Genomic DNA, 15,526 nt, shown 5'->3' on the forward strand with positions numbered 1-15,526 from the left:
AGAATATCACGCCGTCCGAATGAACGCATACTTCGGGTGGCCGCCCGCAGTATCGTTGATGCCGCGCGTTTGCCGCGCCACTTCCACGCCTTCACGTCCGCCATCCGTGTTCGTATTGCCCTCAATTGTTTTGAAAACTCCCGACGCCTTATCGTAGGAAGTCACGATTCCCGAATGTGCGTAGCGGCCGAGCTCCGGCTCCCACTTGAGCATCACCCATCCCGGCGCGAGCTGTTCACGCGCGTCGTCGGCCGAAACCAGCAACCCGTTCGCCTTCGCGTGATCCGCCTGGACCTGGCAGGAGGCCGTAGCGATCAGTAAGGTCTGTCCATTCACACTCGTGTACGCGGACCACGAGAACATGGCGTAGACGAACGCCATGCACCAGGGATTGCCGGGCGCGCAGTTTGCCGCGAGCAGAAACCGGTTAACCATGGGGCCTTCGTTCGACCCCAGCGGAACTTCCTTCGTTCCGATATATTGGGTGGCGCGTGCGATGACCGCCTGCTGACGCGCCGCTTTCTCTGCGGCGCTGATTTGGATGCTCAATTTCCGCTCCCTTCATTCGCATTCTCTTCACTGGATCCCGCCGGCGGATCCTGAGATGTTGGCGAGAGCACGGGGCTCTTGGCGGCGGCGCCGACAGCAGTGACGACAGAGACGCCAACCAGAGGCCAGTTGACCTTACCGGCTGCTGCGCTCTGAAACGCCGTGACGGCGGCGGCGGTCACAACCGACGCGATGGCGGTTCGGTTATGGTTCAAAAGGGACTTTAGCCAGCCCCAGAGATTGATTTTCAAATGACTTCTCCTGCTGCGAACAAAAGAAGCTCTGAGGCCATCGCCTCAGAGCTTCGAAGAGAATGGATAACGGACTGGGTTAGCCCTGCGCGATGACGTTCTGCGCGGCCGCGTTGGTGTCGTTCTCGATGCCGAGGATCGCGCTCAGGCGGTCGATCTCCGGCTGAAGGTCCGGGCCGGCGCCGCCGGCGTTCGCGATCTTCGTCTCCAGTGCCTGGAAGGCGGCTTTGACGTCGGCGTTGTTTTTATTCGACACCGCTTCAAGTTCAGCAATCTTGTTCTGAAGGTCGGTCTGGTTAGCCATGATTTGGTTTCCTATTCTGGTGGTGAGGATCAGACCTGCCGCCGCCACCGTCAGCAGCAGGAACGATTTGAGAGCGTTCACAATCAATCTCCGGAGTCGCTGTCCTCCTCGTCGTCGTCATCGTCGGGCACCGCGTCGACCGACGCGGCCGCGCGCAGCGGGCGGCCAAACTGGTTGCTGAGCTTGCCGGTTAAAAATCCGAGCATCAGCGTGATCACACCGGCGAAAGTCTGTTCTTTTCCTGATGGCGCGAACATGTAAAAGAACATGGACAAGACAATAAGGCTGACGCTCGCGACGATCATCACGAAATGAAGACTGGGGACGGGAGAGGGTTGGTTTTTCGTTTTCATATTTCAAAGTGTCGAAAAATAAGCCGCCCCAGAATTGAGGCGGCTGAAAATGCGCGACGCGGTTACGCCAGCGGCAGGACGCTGATCGGGAGATAAGTCGCGTTGGGGAAGGTGATTTCCTTGCCATCCGTCCAGGTGACATGGAACTCGCCGCGCCAATCCTGCGCGGTGTCCAGGTCTCCGGACGCCCACGGGTAGGTCACCACGCCGGTCGTGAGGTCGGTCGGCGGCGTTGCGGCTGCATCCACCTTCGGCGTCAGATCCATCGGCGCGCCCATGCGGAACATGATCGTCTGCGCGTCGGTCAGATCGACCGGGTTCCCGTCGGCGTCCTGAAGGACAACGATGAGATCCGGGAGCGTATCCCCAGCCTTAAAGGTCGTCACGCTTTGAGCGCTGACCTTCGTCGGGCATTTGATGGTCGGATGTGATCCGGACGGCGGCGTGAACGGCGCGGCGTTGTTTGGATCCTGCCCCTCGGCGTTATGTCCTTCCGCCTCGTTTGCTCCTGGCATGTCGGCCTCCTAAAGCGTCGTCAGCGCCGAGGTGTAAGTCCAGACGCGCGTCGCGTCCGTCGTGCCGATCTGAGGCGTGAATACCTCAGTCGCATAAAGCGTCGAGCCGATCGAGCCGTCCGTCGTCACGTTGTAGTAGCGTGTCGTCACAACGCCGGTGAGCAGGTTTTTGTTGGACCGGTAAGCGTGATGATCGGTGCTCGCCGCCAGCGCCTCTTCCTGCTTGCGTGTGAGCCCTCCCGCCTCCAGTACATCGGCGTCGATTGCGGCGACGATCTGCGCCGCCGTGGGCGGCGTCACCGGAAGACGTGCGAGGAGAGTTGTCGTGCCGGGTGTATCCGCTGAGCTCCCGCCGTATCCCGTGGGCGGCGTAGTCGGCAGGGTTACCGGTACCGCGCGCTGCTGGTAGTCGGTCGGTGGCGGAAGCCACCAGGCCGGCGCGCTGGCGTACTGAGCGGCCGTCAGCGGGACCGTGTAGGCGCTGGCCGCAAGCGGGACGCCGGTCGAGATCGTCGCGCCTGCCCACTGGGTTGCATTAGCAGGGATCGGCAACGTCTGTCCTGTGTTGTTGAACGACTGAGTGCCGGCGAGAGCGACCGGTGTTGTGACGCTTGAAGCGACTATCGACGGCTGCGTGTTGCTGCTGAGGATGACCTTTCCGTCCGTGCCCAGATTGGTCACGAGGTTGGTCAAGCCTTTGCCGTACGGACTCAGGCTGAATGTATCGCCCGCCGTCGGCGCATTCGGGAGCGCCGCCGCCAGCGTCAGCGTGCTGCCCGTCGCCGACCAGGACAGAACATGCGACGCCTTGCCTGCGTTGGGTCCAGTGAGCCACGTCACTTCATCGCCGCTGTAAATATCCCCAGCCGTAGTTGACAGATTCGTCGGGATTACCGTCGTTGTGGGCGACGCGCCAACGACCCCAGTGGCAAGGACAATCGCCTTATTGGTGCTTGCCGCCGTCGTGTTCGCCGCCACGAGTGTTTGCGGATCGGCCGAGCAGAAAATCACGGGCGGCGTAGAGGCGAAGGTGGAGCCGGCGAGTACCGGCGTCAGCGTGATCCACGCCTCGCCCTTCGCGGCGGCGTCGTAGACCACACCGCTGTTACTGCCGGCAAAGTGCGCGACGGCGCCAGGTGAGGCAATGGCGTTTCCATCCATGTCCGTAACTGACGCCACGGAGATCGACGTCGGGGTTCGCCTGGTTCCGGTGTCGTCTATGATGGTAGGGCCAGGGTATAGCACAGGCGCGCCCAGCGCGATGGCGCTCACGCAGAGCGAGCACAGGACCGACAGAGACGTGACGATACGTTTCATGGATCGCATAATTAACGGCCCCTCCGAGGCTGAAAGCCGAGCTTGATATTCACCGTTCCGGTGGCGACGGGATAAAGGACATTGGCGATATTGTTCGCCCACACCATCGAGACATAGACATCGCCGGGAATCGTGTTTCCCGTCCCAAGCGGGTGAACGTAGTCCGAACCGATCACCCCGTAATTGTCCATCGTCATCTGGTACATCAATCCTGACGGATCATTATTGAAGACCTTGCCGGGGTTTGTTGTCGCCTCCGCCGTGACGATGTTGGCGATGGCTCCTTGGTAGCCCACGAGCTTCGCCAGGGAAGCGTCCACATGGTTCGTTCCCTGGCTCATAATGTAGGGAGGGCACTGCAAGAGCACCTTTGTGTAGCCCGACGTAATGAGACTATCGACAATCGCCTGAAGCTGCGTCTGGTACGTGCTGGGGCTGAAGTTCCCAAACGATATGGAACTGTCGTTGATCCCGAGCTCGATGAAGGCAATGGGATATGTCCCAGGCGGCGCCGCCGTCTTCGCCGCCGGCAGGAGAGATCCTGTCGGCGCCCAGTCCAGCGTATTTTTGCCCGCGACGCCTTGATTGCTCGTCGTGACCCGCGCGACGCCGGCGAGACGGGCGCGCAGCTGGGACACCAGCAAATCACCGGATGCGATGACCGCAGTGGCCGCGTTCGGCGCATTCTGCACCAGCCAGGAATCGCCGATCAGGATCAAGCTGACCAGGGGAAGCGGCTCGCCGGCGATGATCGGGTAGTAGACGACCGAAGACGATTGGTCCGTCATAGACAGCTGATAATAATATTGCGTCCCATTCACGGCCGTATTATCGACCAGCGTCGGCGGGACGGTCGTCGCGGTCACTCCCGTGGTGGCGCTGCCGACATTGGCCCAGGCGGGACTGAGGCCCGCCGGATCCGTGGAGCGGCGCCACTGCGCGGTATAGTTTGGCGTTCCGCCCGTCGTATACGACGAGGATCCCGAGAACGAGATCGTGATCGTATTGCTGCCCGGCGTCATGACGGCCGACGTGGTGACGCCAGGCGTCAGCGGAGACGAAGAGGCGACGTAGGAGATCGTGCTGGGATTCGTGAGCGTCCCGTCGTTGGTCACGCTGATTGTGCCCGTGCCGGCCGCCGTCGGCGTAAAGGTGAACGTCGCCGACGGCGCGCCAGTCGAGAGCGTCACCGTCGTCGGCGTAAACGATCCCGCAAGCCCGGAAACCGCCGGCGTCACGATCCGACTGGACTGCGTGGAGCCAATGGGAGAGAGCGCGACCGTGAAGTTCGTGGACGCGGCATTCACGGCGCCAGAGGTTGGTCCCGTCAGCGTCAGCGCCGTCGCCGGTCCGGCCGAAACGGTAAGCGTCTGGGTTGCTCCCGATGGCCCAGTAACGGTGATCGTGGATCCACCCGCGAGGCTGCCGGGATCGACCGTGAATGTCGCCGCCGTCGTGCTCGTGGCGTTCTGAGAGGCGATGGTGGCGCCGGCAGAAACGCTGAACTGCGTCGATGTTCCCACTGCGAATGCGGTCCCTGTCCCCGTCACGGTGACGCTCTGCGCGCCGCCGCTGGCTGTCAGTGTGGTGGGAGAGAGCGCGAACGAAGGGGCAGTCGGCGTGATCGTGAAGGAAACGCCGTCCGTCGTGTCCGTGAGTGTGATTGTCCCGGTCGGCAGGGTGCCATCATTTACCGGAAGTGTGATTGACCCATCGCCCGAATTATAAGTCGGCGAGCCAATCGACACACCGGTGCCACCGCTCGTGTATGCGAATGCCGTCGAGCCGCTGAACGTCAGGCTAGTAGGGACGAGCGAATAATTCTGTGTCGTCCCGTTGGCGTAGCCGGGCGCTGAGACAGGCGTGGCGGCGATACTGGCGACGGCGACTTCCTGCGTGGCGAAGTCATCCACATAAGCATTACTGGAGCCGCCGGTCTGCCGAATGCCGCTGTACCCGGCCGCCGTGATCGTACTGCTTGTGACCGTTCCGTCCCAGCCCGAAGGCGTCGCCGCCGCGCCGTAGCAGCGCACGGAGATATTATTTCCGACAACCTGCGCTTCCAAGTAATACCAGGTGCCGCTCACCAGCGTTCCGGCCTGCGCCGTCCCTCCCGTCAGCGTCAGCGTCGTGGGAGTGTTCGAGACATAATTCTTGACGGAAATGGCGGACGCGCCGGCGGCGGGCGGGAAAACGACGATGCCTGTACTCGTCCCGTTGAAACGCAGGACGAGGCATCCGTAAATGGTTGACGCCGCCTTGAAATGGAACTTGACCGTGGGGTTGGTGTAAGTTTGAGTGTTATACCAAGTCCAGGCGCCCGATGTTGGGAGCGACAGCGCCTGCGCGCCGGAGTAGAACGCGCCGTTGCCGACCCGGTCGCCGCTTGCGGTACCCGTTCCGGCGGTGCCGGTCGTGCTCCACCCGGTTGGAAGGAAGTTGAGTGTGTCGCTGTCGAAGTTGTCGCTGTAGGGAGAGGCCAGCGCCGCCAGCGTTAGCAGCAGAAATAGAAATATGACCGCGATCGATGTCCGAAATCGGCGCATAGTGAATAGCTCCAGGCAAACAAAAAGCCGCCTCACGATTGAGGACGGCCAGAGAAAATTATTCCGCGCGGAATATAAACGCCTGATCAGAACTGCATCTGCACGGTGGCGAGCACGCCGCCGCTGTCCGGGTAGCCGTGCATCGCGAATTGCGGGAGCGTGAAATCCTCCAGCTTCGCGGGGAGGACGACGCCAGGAGCGCGCACATTCCCGAACGTGTAAATCTGCTGCAAGCCGCCTGTGCTCTGCGTCGTCAGCACGGCGGAGAACATCGGGAGCGTCACCGTTCGGCCCAGCGTCTCCACCACCGGATTAGATCCGCTCTGCGTCGATCCCAGCAGCATCTGAAGCGCGGCGGCGCTGAACGAGGCATTGACCGCCTGCATGTACGCCTCACGACCGAACAACCCCACATCGACCGGATGCGCCGAGACTTGGGGCGCGTCGTAGAGCAGGCGCCGCTGCCCGGCGATCATCACGGCGACGTCCTGCACCAGCGCGAACTCCACCGGCCCCGCGCCGGCGTCCGCATAAAGCGTGCCGGTGGAGAACAGGTACATCCCCTGCTGGCCGACCGTGATAGTAACTTCGTTGCTCGGCGGGCTCTCGATGCCAGCGGCGACGGCCTTTACATATCCCCAGTACGTCGTCCCAGGCGAAGCCCCAGCATCCAGAAACTGCGTGTTCGTGATGCCTGTCTGGTAAAGCGTTTCCGCGCCGGACGCCAGCCCGCGGTAAAGGTTGTACGAATCGGGAGCAGGCCCGATCGCCGGCGCCCCCCATGTCCACAGAAGCTTTGCCATCAATACACCTGCGACACTGCGAGATTAAGCGGCGACCGGTCCGTCAGCGTTACCAGGCTGATCGATGTGTCCGCGAAGATCGACAGCCCCGACTGGCCGGCCGCCTGCAAAGAGGTTGTGCTGTCCGACGCGTTCAATGAGCCGACCACCGAAGCGGCCGTCATATCGATCAGCGTGCCAGTCAGCGCCGTCGGCGTCGCTCCGATCGCCGTGAAGACCATCCGGTAGGCATGCCCGATCACGCCATTTATGACCTGCGACGCGAGATAGATCAGCGCGCCGTTTTCGAACTTCGCAATGTTGAATAGGATTGATGAATTGACGCCGCGATTGAATCCCAGCGAGTAATAGTGACTGATATCCTGGTAGCGGAGGATCAGATAATTGGCGCGCTGGTTGTCGGGCTGCCCCAAGATCTCACAGAGGATTTGCTGATCCAGACAACTCTCACTGGCGGGGCGCAGCAGGAAGTCTCTGGCATAGGCGCCGCCGGGCAATGTGTCCGCGACGCCAATAAGCGAATTACCGGTGATACTCCAGATGCCGCCCTGAACATCGATCCAGCCGTTGCCGGCTCCCGATGTGCTGCCAGCTCCGCCAGCCGTGGTATCCGTCCGGTGGAAGTTGTCCGAGTAGTTAGACATTAAGATTTACCAGGATCAGCAGGCGTTAAACCGTCGGAATTTGGACCCACTGATACGTACCGTCCACTTTCTGTATGACACTATAGAAGCGATCCGGCGTGCTGGCGGCCGTGCCGATCGTGTAGTGTGAGAGGATCGTCGTCGGGGAAAGCGCCACATTGTACGCCGCGACCTCATCGAGCCGTCCCGCAAAATTCGGCGCCTGCACATCCTTTGCGAACGTCATTGCGCTGGTCGTTGAGCTAATCGTACCGCCAGCGCTGGTCGTCTGCGCGGCGAGCGCTCCGTCGATGTAGGCCGACAGCGTGGTCGAACCGTCGTAGACCATAACGCCATGATGCCAGGTCGAGAACGCGCCAGGTGACGGGTTCAGCGTAAAGGCGGTGCCGGAGCTGTTTCGGAATCGGCATTCAAGCTGCGTGGAATTGAGGATGTCGCAGTAAAAGTCGGCCGTCGTGTTGTTTCGAAGACCGCAAACGGATGTATTGGAACTGCTGGTGCTGTAGTACCAGAACTCCAGCGACATCGCTCCGCCGACCCAGTCCGCAGATCCGTTTGTCACGCTCCCATTGCCGCCGCCGAATAGGACGGCTCGGTTCCCAACATCCGGCGTCGCTCCCATCTGGCCCAGGGTGTAGATTCCCGAATAGGTCCCGTTACGCGTCCCCTTGCTATCCGTGAGCGTCGTCCCTGCGACTTCATCAAGTTTCCAGTAATTGGTCAATCCCGCCGTGGCGTAAACTGCATCTTGGTATCCCGTCGCCGCTGCGATTTGGGCTTGCAGAAGAAACAACTGCCCGCGCAGCGCCGGCGTTGGGGTCGGTAGCGTGGATACGAGCTGGAACGGAGAATTATAGTCACGGCCTGGCGTTGGGAATCCATAGAACCCATTTTCCATTAATAGGAACCGCCTTCCGCGATGACGTTGAAAGTCTCGGCGTTGTGCGTGCTGGCGCGCAGCTTATAGCCATTTGGGAGAATGAGCGCCTGAGCGGGCAAGACACTGGCAAAGGCGGAAATCGCGGCAGTCGGAGCAATGGCCGTGATCGGCACTTCCTTCCACAGGCGATTGTTTGTCCCGTCGTAGATGTAAAGTCTGACCATGCCAGCGGATGTCGTGCCCGTCGCGATAACGGTGATTCTGTCGATCCTTGTTCCGTTTGTCGCACCTGTGGCGATATCAGCCAATGTTCCGGTGCCGTCGCGATTTGTGTTTGCCGTCGAGATCTGAGCAGATGAGATGACCGGCGTTGCGGTAAATATTGGAGCAGTGGACATGATTCACCTCAAGAAAAATGGTCATAGAGATAGAGCGTTCCGCCCACCCCGCCGCCGGAACCGCCGGATGGAAGCGCCGCAATGATCGCGTCCATCTCGGTCTTCTCGTAGACGGTAGGATCCACATGGTCCACGGTCGTTTTTACCGTACCTGAAACCGTACTACTGGCCACCGGAGTCGGTACCGGTGTCGTGACGCCGCCGCCCGTCCCCGATCCAACCGCCGCGATCGACGACGCTCCGCCGCTGCCGGTGCCGCTGGACGATCCACTGCGCGAGCGCAGCAGCTTCGCGACGGTCGGCCGCTCGTTGGAGAGTTCCAGCGAAACCGCAAGCGTCGCCTTCGACCATGTATACTGCGCGCGCGCCGGCCAGTCGGTGATGTCGGCGGCGGCCGTCCCTGAGACGCGCACCTGCGTCCCTTCGCCTGGGGAGGGCGCCTGCGTGTGCTCGTGGATCAGTTCAACGCGGTCGCGCCGAAGCGGAACCGCGTTGCGGGTGAAGTAAGCGCCGGCCCAGGCTTTCGCGTCGCCGTTCCAGGTCACAATGTCGGGATTGGAGACGACGCTCTCACGCCTGCCGTACGTCGTGAACGAGAGCGCCGCCGCAGCGGAAACTCCAGTCAGCGAAGTGTCTTCCGCGACAACATACTTTTCGAAGTTGGCCCCGCGCAGGAACTCATCGCCCGCCGCCGAATCCCGCACGCTGATGCAGTCGATATCGTAAACACCAGCGGATCCGAAGCTCAGTCCTATCGTCGCCGACGCCGCGTCGCCGTGGGCAGTGACATCCATCGATATGTAATGCCAGGCTCCGTCATTAGGAATGGAAGTTCCAGAAGGACGAACCTTCTGGGTTTCGCTGCCTGGACCGGACCATTCCGTATACTCCAGGCGAACATTCCCCGCCGAGGAATTGAGGCCGGGAGCCATCCGAACCTGAGCGCTGCATCTTAGTGTTTGCGACGGTGTCGGCTTGAAGTGATTGCCGTTACTGCCACCATCGAGCCCGCCGATCGGTTCGAGGACAGGGTCATACGCCGTCGTTGGCGCCACATCCACGCGGACGCCGTAAATCCCATCGAATGAGCCGCCTCGGCATGCCCAGTCGATGGATCGAAACTCAGATGTGAAGGTGGATCCACTCCGGTCATCCGCCATCCAGCCTGTTTGACCAAGCGCCCCGGCCTGAGCAAACACAACGTCATCAATCAGGAGTCCTTTGCCGCCCGTGCCGTTCGTCGTCTTGATGCGGATCCGCGCCTTGGTCGTGCTGGTGTTGGTGAACGTGACGCTCGTGGTCAGCGCGTCTCCGGCAAAGATCGTCGAGCCCTGCCCTCCAGACCACGCGGTAGATGACGGCGCGATCGGAAGCGGCTGCGGTGTCTCCAGGACTGTTCCCGACGAACTGCGCCCCTCAATAATCAAGGAGCCGACATTCGCGAGAGAACCGTTCTCTCTGCGGGCAAACAGAGAAGCGGTATATTGCACACCGGGAGTAACTGGAACTTCCTGCCAGATCTCTTCGTTCGCGTTGTCGAGAATCGCGTACCACTGTCCGGAGTGAGCGCTCGCGTTATGCCCGGACGACGGATCATAGTTATTGCGAGAGGCGCCGTTGATGTAATTCCAGGTGATGTTCCCCTCAAACCCGCCGTCGCTCAGCATGTTGCCCGACGCCTCGTTCGGTACGATCGGGATTTCGAAGCTCGGATTTGTGACTAACTGCGGATATTTGGCCGGGCCGCCTTGGAGCTTGATGCCATTGGCGATGTTGGTATGATCGAGCGGCGAACTCAGGACCTTGACACGGTCGCCAACAAACCACTGATGCCCTACGGAAGCCACTCGCGGGCGCAGGTAAAAGCGGTCCAGATTTGTGACGGGATCGATGTCCCAGCCCCAAACGCTATTACGGCCCGCCTGCTGCTGGAGCTGATCCATCGCGGCGCGCGCTGTTGTATTGGAGAGCGTCAGCGTCTCAAGGCTCACCCCGGTGTCCTGGATGTCGCGTACAAACACAAGGCCCGGGCGCCGAGCAGCGTAGTCGTCGGCAATCTCGGCGGCGAACGCACTCAGATCCTTGTCGGCCGGATGAACGATCACTTTATCGAGGACGACATGGTTCATATCCTCCATGCGTCCGTAGGCTGTGAGCACACACTTTTCTTTAAGATCAAGAGTAGGCTCTGGGATCGTCACCACGCCGCGCGCGCGCAGCGTCTCGGCGCCGTCCGTGTTCCGCGCCCAGATCTCCACCAGGTCCCCGCCGGCGACGCCAAGAGCGACGTCATAGAGACGCGCCAGACTGACATTGATCTGCCCTGTTCCGCCCGCCTCCAATAACTCCCAGCTCGTTCCGTCAACGAAGTCATCAGGGTTGACCTGCAATCTCAGCCCGGTCGTACCGCTGATGAACCTGGGTTCGATGTCAAAATTGATAGCCATGGTTTAGTACCGACGCGCGGTGTAAGAGCAGGCGAGTGAGGCGATGGAAACGGTCGACGCCGAGGGCGCGATCGTGTTGGAGCCGACGCCGATCTCAGGGATCCGTCCCGTCAGCAGTCCGAAGTTTGCGACTCCGTTCAGCTTCACCGTATAGGCGGCGCGGTCGATGACGATCACGTCGCCGCTGGTGAACGTCCCGATGATCGTCGCCGTCTCGCCGGTGGTCGAGTTCGTCAGCGTGACCGAGCCTGTTCCGCCGGTCCCGATCGTAATTGTCCAGACCGGCTTGCTCGGCGCCGTACCGGCATTGACGATCGTTCCCCCGGCGGATGAGAGCGTCGGCGTCGTCGCGGTGGCGTCGAACCATGCCGGATCCTTCGCGCGGAACGTGATCGCGATCGCCGTCACGACGCCGTATAGCATTCCGTCGCTGTAATCCGTCGTCCAGCCTTCCGCCTGCGCCATGACGTAACGATCGTCGCGGCCATGATAGAGCGCGGCCACCTGCCCAGGAGCGCAGGCCGCGCGCATCGCCTCATAGATCACGTTGAGGGAGTCGGCGTCCGCCGCCGTGATCTCGCCTCGGATCGTCAGTATCCGCGATTTCTGCCGGGCGATCTGCGTCGAGGATCCATCCGCGCGCGGCCGTTCCTGTTCGGCGAGGTCCGCCGGCGCTTCCCCGCCGGCGGGCCGCATCGTGCCAGGGAATGTATAGCCGCCATACTGAAGCAAGTAGCTCATCAAATCCCCTTAGCTGTCCGTCGCGACCGCCAGGCGCTGCTGGATCAGCCAGCCCGCGTTGTCGTACATGGCGCGCGCGCCGTCGGCGTCGTGAATGTCTCCGAAGTGATTGACCGTGATCGGTGGATGTCCGCCGCCTTCCGACATTCCGCGCGGAATAACCTTCTCACCTGGGGTCAACATCGCCGGCACCGTGTCCCTAAATCCGACTCCCGGAACCGTGCCGCCTTTGCTGAAGTGGAAGATTTTCTTGAGCGGATTGCCGAGCAGGGAGTTAATCGCGAGGCCGCCGGCCACCCACGGGAGCGCCGCCATCAGCGGTCCGCCTGCCGCCATCATTCCGCCATGGGCGAACAGATGACCGAGCACGCCGCCCTTGCCCAGCAGTGACGCAAGAGACGCGGCGGTCCCGATCGCGCCGGCCGCGCCGCCCTGACCCGTCGCGCCGGCCACCGCAGCAGCCGCGCCGAGCTGGCCGCCCAGCGGGTTTCCGCCTGGGGCGATCCCCGGCGTCGACGGGATGCCGGCAGATCCGCCGAAGCTTGGGATATTCAGCCCAAGCCCGGAGCTCGCCCCGCTGACACCGGCGCTGAGCGCGCCCAGTCCCGCCAACGCGCCGGCGCCGCCGCCCGTCACTTTTGGACCGCCCAGCAGATGCAGCACCGCCCACTTCGCGGCGATTTGTGTGATGGTCGAGATGACGTAGGATTTGATGTCATCCATGATCGACGCAATCCCGGTCTTCATGTTGCGCCAGTGGCCCAGGATCTTGCTGAGGCCGCTCTGCATCGCCTGCTCCATGGGCTTTGCTTTGCGGTCCCATTCCTCTTTTGCCGCCGCCGTTTCTTCGGCGTCGATCCCGCGCATCTTGACTTGGTACAGCGCGTTGGCCTGCGCCTTCGCGTCGGCCTCCTCGACGCCGCGCGCTTTGAGCCCTTCGATGTAAGACGCGGCTTCGGCGGCCGCTTCCTGGCGAAGACTGTCAAAGTAGAGGTGAGCCTCTGAGCGGTTATTGCGCCACTCTTCGCGCTGCGCCTCGGCGGTCGCGCGGGCGAGCTCACGCTCGTAGTCCGCCAGCTCTTTCGCCTGCGCCTTCTGCTCTTTGATGTCGTCGTTCTGCGTGCTGATCTCGTCCTGAGCGTCGGCGATTTCATTCGTCTGGATCGCGCCGACATTACCCTTGACGGTCTTATTCAGGCCGCCCATGAACTTGCTCAGATCGAAGCTGATCGGCTTCGCGGCGTCCGGATTGCCGAAGATGTCGCCGGCGTTGCTCTTGGTCGCTTTGTTGATGCCCTTGATACTGTCCGTGATGATGGACATGATCTTGACGGCATGGCGCTGCTGCTCCGTCTCCACTTTGGCGTGATGCTGCTTGAGGTCGTCGAGCTCTTCCTGATGGATGTCAGCCAGCGCCTTTTTGTAGACGATGGCCGCCAGACGAGGATCCGTCTCCTTGTCCTTCTTATAGGTCTGCTGCGCCTCGTATCGCTCCTGCGCATACTTGCCGTTCTTCGCGCCGATCGCGCGCGCCATCAGGTCAGTGAGATCAGACGCGTCGCCGCCCCCGCCGCTCGTCGCGCCGCTGGGAGTGAGCGCCGATCCGCCCGAGTCGCCCGGAGCAGCGAACGCGTAATACTGTCCGCCGTGCTCGGCGGCGATCTGCGCGAGCGTGCGATCTCCTCGGTAGTGGCGTCCTTTTCCGCCAGCGGTCGTCGACTCGACCATCACTTGCTGATCTTGATCGTTCAGGCCGCCCGCCACGGCGAAATGCTGCTGACCGGATCCGGAGACAGACCCGGAATGCTGCTTGTCCGGGAAATAGACGATCGTGCCCGGGGGAAGGAAACCATTCGCGTCTGGATGAAGCTGCTGATCCTTGTGAGCGATCGCCGCCTTCGCCAGAGCTGTCGCAGTCCCGGTCAAACCGGACTCCTTCAGCGCCTTTGAGACGGCGGCGCCGCACTGGATCCCAGTCGCCTCGCCGATGTGTTTCGCCATCGCCTCCGCAAGCTTGCTCCCGCCGCTGGCGCCGGCATCCGGTCCGTTCGCCTGGCGCTCCAGCTGCGCGGCGCGGTCCAGCGCATAGCGGCGGCGGTTCTCCATTTCGACCAACTGTGACTGGTATGCTTTGCCCAGTCCCAGCGGATCGAACTCGCCATGCCCTTCGGGAAGATGCAGGTTCCGCTGCATCTGGATCCGGCTGTTGATATCGCTGCTGAGCCTCGCCGCCTCGGCGCGCAGCTCCGCCGCTTCGGTAATTTTGCCGCTCTTCTCCGGGATCTTGTCGAGTGATTTACTGAACACGTCCTCGGTATGCTGCGCCTCGTCGAAGCGCTGCTTAATCAGCAAGATCGCGGCCGCCACCGCCGCCAGCGCGATCAGGTACGGGCCGCCTTTGCTGAACGCCGCGATGCCGCCTTTCGAAAAGCCAACTTGCTCAGCGCCGGCCAAGCCGATCATTTTCTTCAGGTCGCCGAAGACCAGGCCGGCCGCCCCGGCGCCGAGCTTCAGGGCGCCCAGGCCGACAACGACTTCCTGGATCGGCTTCGGGAGCTGCGCGAAGAGATCGAGCAGTTCGGAGAGCAAATGCGCCGTCTCACGAATGGCAGGGATCGCCGCTTCAAACACTGGCGTCACCTTTTCGCCGGCGGGAACGAAGTCCGTTTTGATCTCGTTCGTGATGCGCGCGATCTCATTGTTCAGGGTCTGGAGGGTTCGGTTATAGGCTTCCGTGGTGGGGTCGATCTTGCCCGACATGGCGTCAGAGAGCGAGCCCAGGATCTCCTTGTAATCGTTCGCGCCGCTGCCGGCGAGGATCATCGCGCCGATGCCGCCGCGCTGCGCCTCGATTAGCTTGTAGATCTCTTCGCCGTTGCCCTTCGCGGCGCGCTTCACATCATCCATCACGCCGGCCAGCCCCTTGGCCTTGAGGCCGGCCTGGCTGAAGTCCGCCACCAGGTCAATCCCGCTGGTTTTGGAAAGAGCGGCAAGCTCCTCCTTCGCCTGATGGGATGGCGCGATGATATGCTGCAAGATGTCCTTGACCTGCGTCGCGGCCTCCGCCGCGTCCAGGCCATGACGCGTCAATGCGGACATGGCCGCCGAAACGTCTTGCAGCTTGACGCCCAGGTTCGCAGCCACGGCGAAGGCTGGGCCGGCGGCGACGTCGAACTGTTCGAGCGTCATGTTGCCCTGCGCGGCCGCCAGGTGCATGACGTTCATCGCCTTGCCGGCGTCCGTGGCGGACAACCCGAATTCATGCAGCGACTTGGCGAGGATGTCGGCCGTATCCGCCGTGTTGGAGCCCGTCGCCACCGCCGACTTCATCGCCTCGCGAAGAATGCCGACCGAATCCGACGCCTTGAACCCGAAGTTCGTCACATGCATGAAGCCTTCGGAGAGCTGATCGAGCGGCGCGCCCGATTCCTTGCCGAGCGAGACCACGGCGTCCTTCATGACGCCGAAGTCTTTGGCCGTCATCGTCGTGTTGTTGCGGACGTTGGTCAGAGACGTCTCAAAGTCCGCCGACATCTTGACGGCGTTTGCCGCAACGCCGGTAATGACGGCGGAGATATTCATCAGGGCGCCGGTGGCGACTTTGAGACCGCCGCTCATTCCCGCGCCAGCCTTCGTCCCGGCCTGCTCGGCCGCCCCCAGCTCCTTTTTGATCGTCGCGACGGAACTGGTGACCTGGCTCACGCCGGCCTTCAGATTGCCGAGCCGCAGCTCGACGCCGGCGAAGATGGTTCCAAGGTTGACTTCAGCGGACATGGTG

General features: G+C 62.0%; 14 protein-coding genes. All 14 read right to left on the reverse strand.

Annotated elements, in window-relative coordinates; genetic code table 11:
• Positions 1-6: 6 nt before the first annotated feature.
• Entirely contained in the window at positions 7-549 is a 543-nt protein-coding gene (locus D5261_RS00115) for a hypothetical protein (RefSeq protein WP_119319932.1), read from the reverse strand.
• On the reverse strand, positions 546-800 hold the full coding sequence (locus D5261_RS00120; RefSeq protein ID WP_119319933.1) for a hypothetical protein: 255 nt from the start codon (positions 798-800) through the stop codon (positions 546-548). Before D5261_RS00120 ends, D5261_RS00115 begins: the two co-directional genes overlap by 4 nt.
• A gap of 79 nt (positions 801-879) precedes the next feature.
• Entirely contained in the window at positions 880-1,185 is a 306-nt protein-coding gene (locus tag D5261_RS00125; RefSeq protein ID WP_119319934.1) for a hypothetical protein, read from the reverse strand.
• Positions 1,186-1,187: 2 nt separating this feature from the next.
• On the reverse strand, positions 1,188-1,457 hold the full coding sequence (locus D5261_RS00130; RefSeq protein ID WP_119319935.1) for a hypothetical protein: 270 nt from the start codon (positions 1,455-1,457) through the stop codon (positions 1,188-1,190).
• Between the two features lie 62 nt (positions 1,458-1,519).
• Positions 1,520-1,972 carry a hypothetical protein gene (locus D5261_RS00135; protein ID WP_119319936.1) on the reverse strand — a complete coding sequence of 151 codons (453 nt, stop codon included), beginning with the start codon at positions 1,970-1,972 and terminating at the stop codon, positions 1,520-1,522.
• 9 nt (positions 1,973-1,981) lie between these two features.
• Positions 1,982-3,298 (reverse strand): phage BR0599 family protein, encoded by a 1,317-nt coding sequence (locus D5261_RS00140; RefSeq protein WP_119319937.1) that lies wholly within the window; start codon positions 3,296-3,298, stop codon positions 1,982-1,984.
• 2 nt (positions 3,299-3,300) lie between these two features.
• Complete coding sequence (locus tag D5261_RS00145) at positions 3,301-5,835, reverse strand: SGNH/GDSL hydrolase family protein (RefSeq protein WP_119319938.1); 2,535 nt, start codon at positions 5,833-5,835, stop codon at positions 3,301-3,303.
• Between the two features lie 86 nt (positions 5,836-5,921).
• Positions 5,922-6,638, reverse strand: coding sequence for a phage tail protein (locus D5261_RS00150; RefSeq protein WP_119319939.1), 717 nt, complete (start codon positions 6,636-6,638; stop codon positions 5,922-5,924).
• Positions 6,638-7,282, reverse strand: a complete 645-nt coding sequence (locus D5261_RS00155; RefSeq protein ID WP_119319940.1) for a hypothetical protein — start codon at positions 7,280-7,282, stop codon at positions 6,638-6,640. Before D5261_RS00155 ends, D5261_RS00150 begins: the two co-directional genes overlap by 1 nt.
• 25 nt (positions 7,283-7,307) lie before the next feature.
• Positions 7,308-8,180, reverse strand: coding sequence for a LamG domain-containing protein (locus D5261_RS00160; RefSeq protein WP_119319941.1), 873 nt, complete (start codon positions 8,178-8,180; stop codon positions 7,308-7,310).
• Positions 8,180-8,560 carry a hypothetical protein gene (locus tag D5261_RS00165; RefSeq protein WP_125205815.1) on the reverse strand — a complete coding sequence of 127 codons (381 nt, stop codon included), beginning with the start codon at positions 8,558-8,560 and terminating at the stop codon, positions 8,180-8,182. The genes D5261_RS00160 and D5261_RS00165 overlap by 1 nt, the downstream gene beginning before the upstream one ends.
• Before the next feature lie 8 nt (positions 8,561-8,568).
• Positions 8,569-11,007, reverse strand: coding sequence for a hypothetical protein (locus tag D5261_RS00170; protein ID WP_125205816.1), 2,439 nt, complete (start codon positions 11,005-11,007; stop codon positions 8,569-8,571).
• 3 nt (positions 11,008-11,010) lie between these two features.
• Positions 11,011-11,748: a phage distal tail protein gene (locus D5261_RS00175; protein WP_119319944.1), complete on the reverse strand. Its 738-nt coding sequence runs from the start codon at positions 11,746-11,748 to the stop codon at positions 11,011-11,013.
• A 9-nt stretch (positions 11,749-11,757) separates the two neighbouring features.
• Entirely contained in the window at positions 11,758-15,522 is a 3,765-nt protein-coding gene (locus D5261_RS00180; RefSeq protein WP_119319945.1) for a phage tail tape measure protein, read from the reverse strand.
• Positions 15,523-15,526 lie beyond the last annotated feature (4 nt).

It is taken from the genome of Capsulimonas corticalis (assembly GCF_003574315.2).
GTDB classification, from domain to species: domain Bacteria; phylum Armatimonadota; class Armatimonadia; order Armatimonadales; family Capsulimonadaceae; genus Capsulimonas; species Capsulimonas corticalis.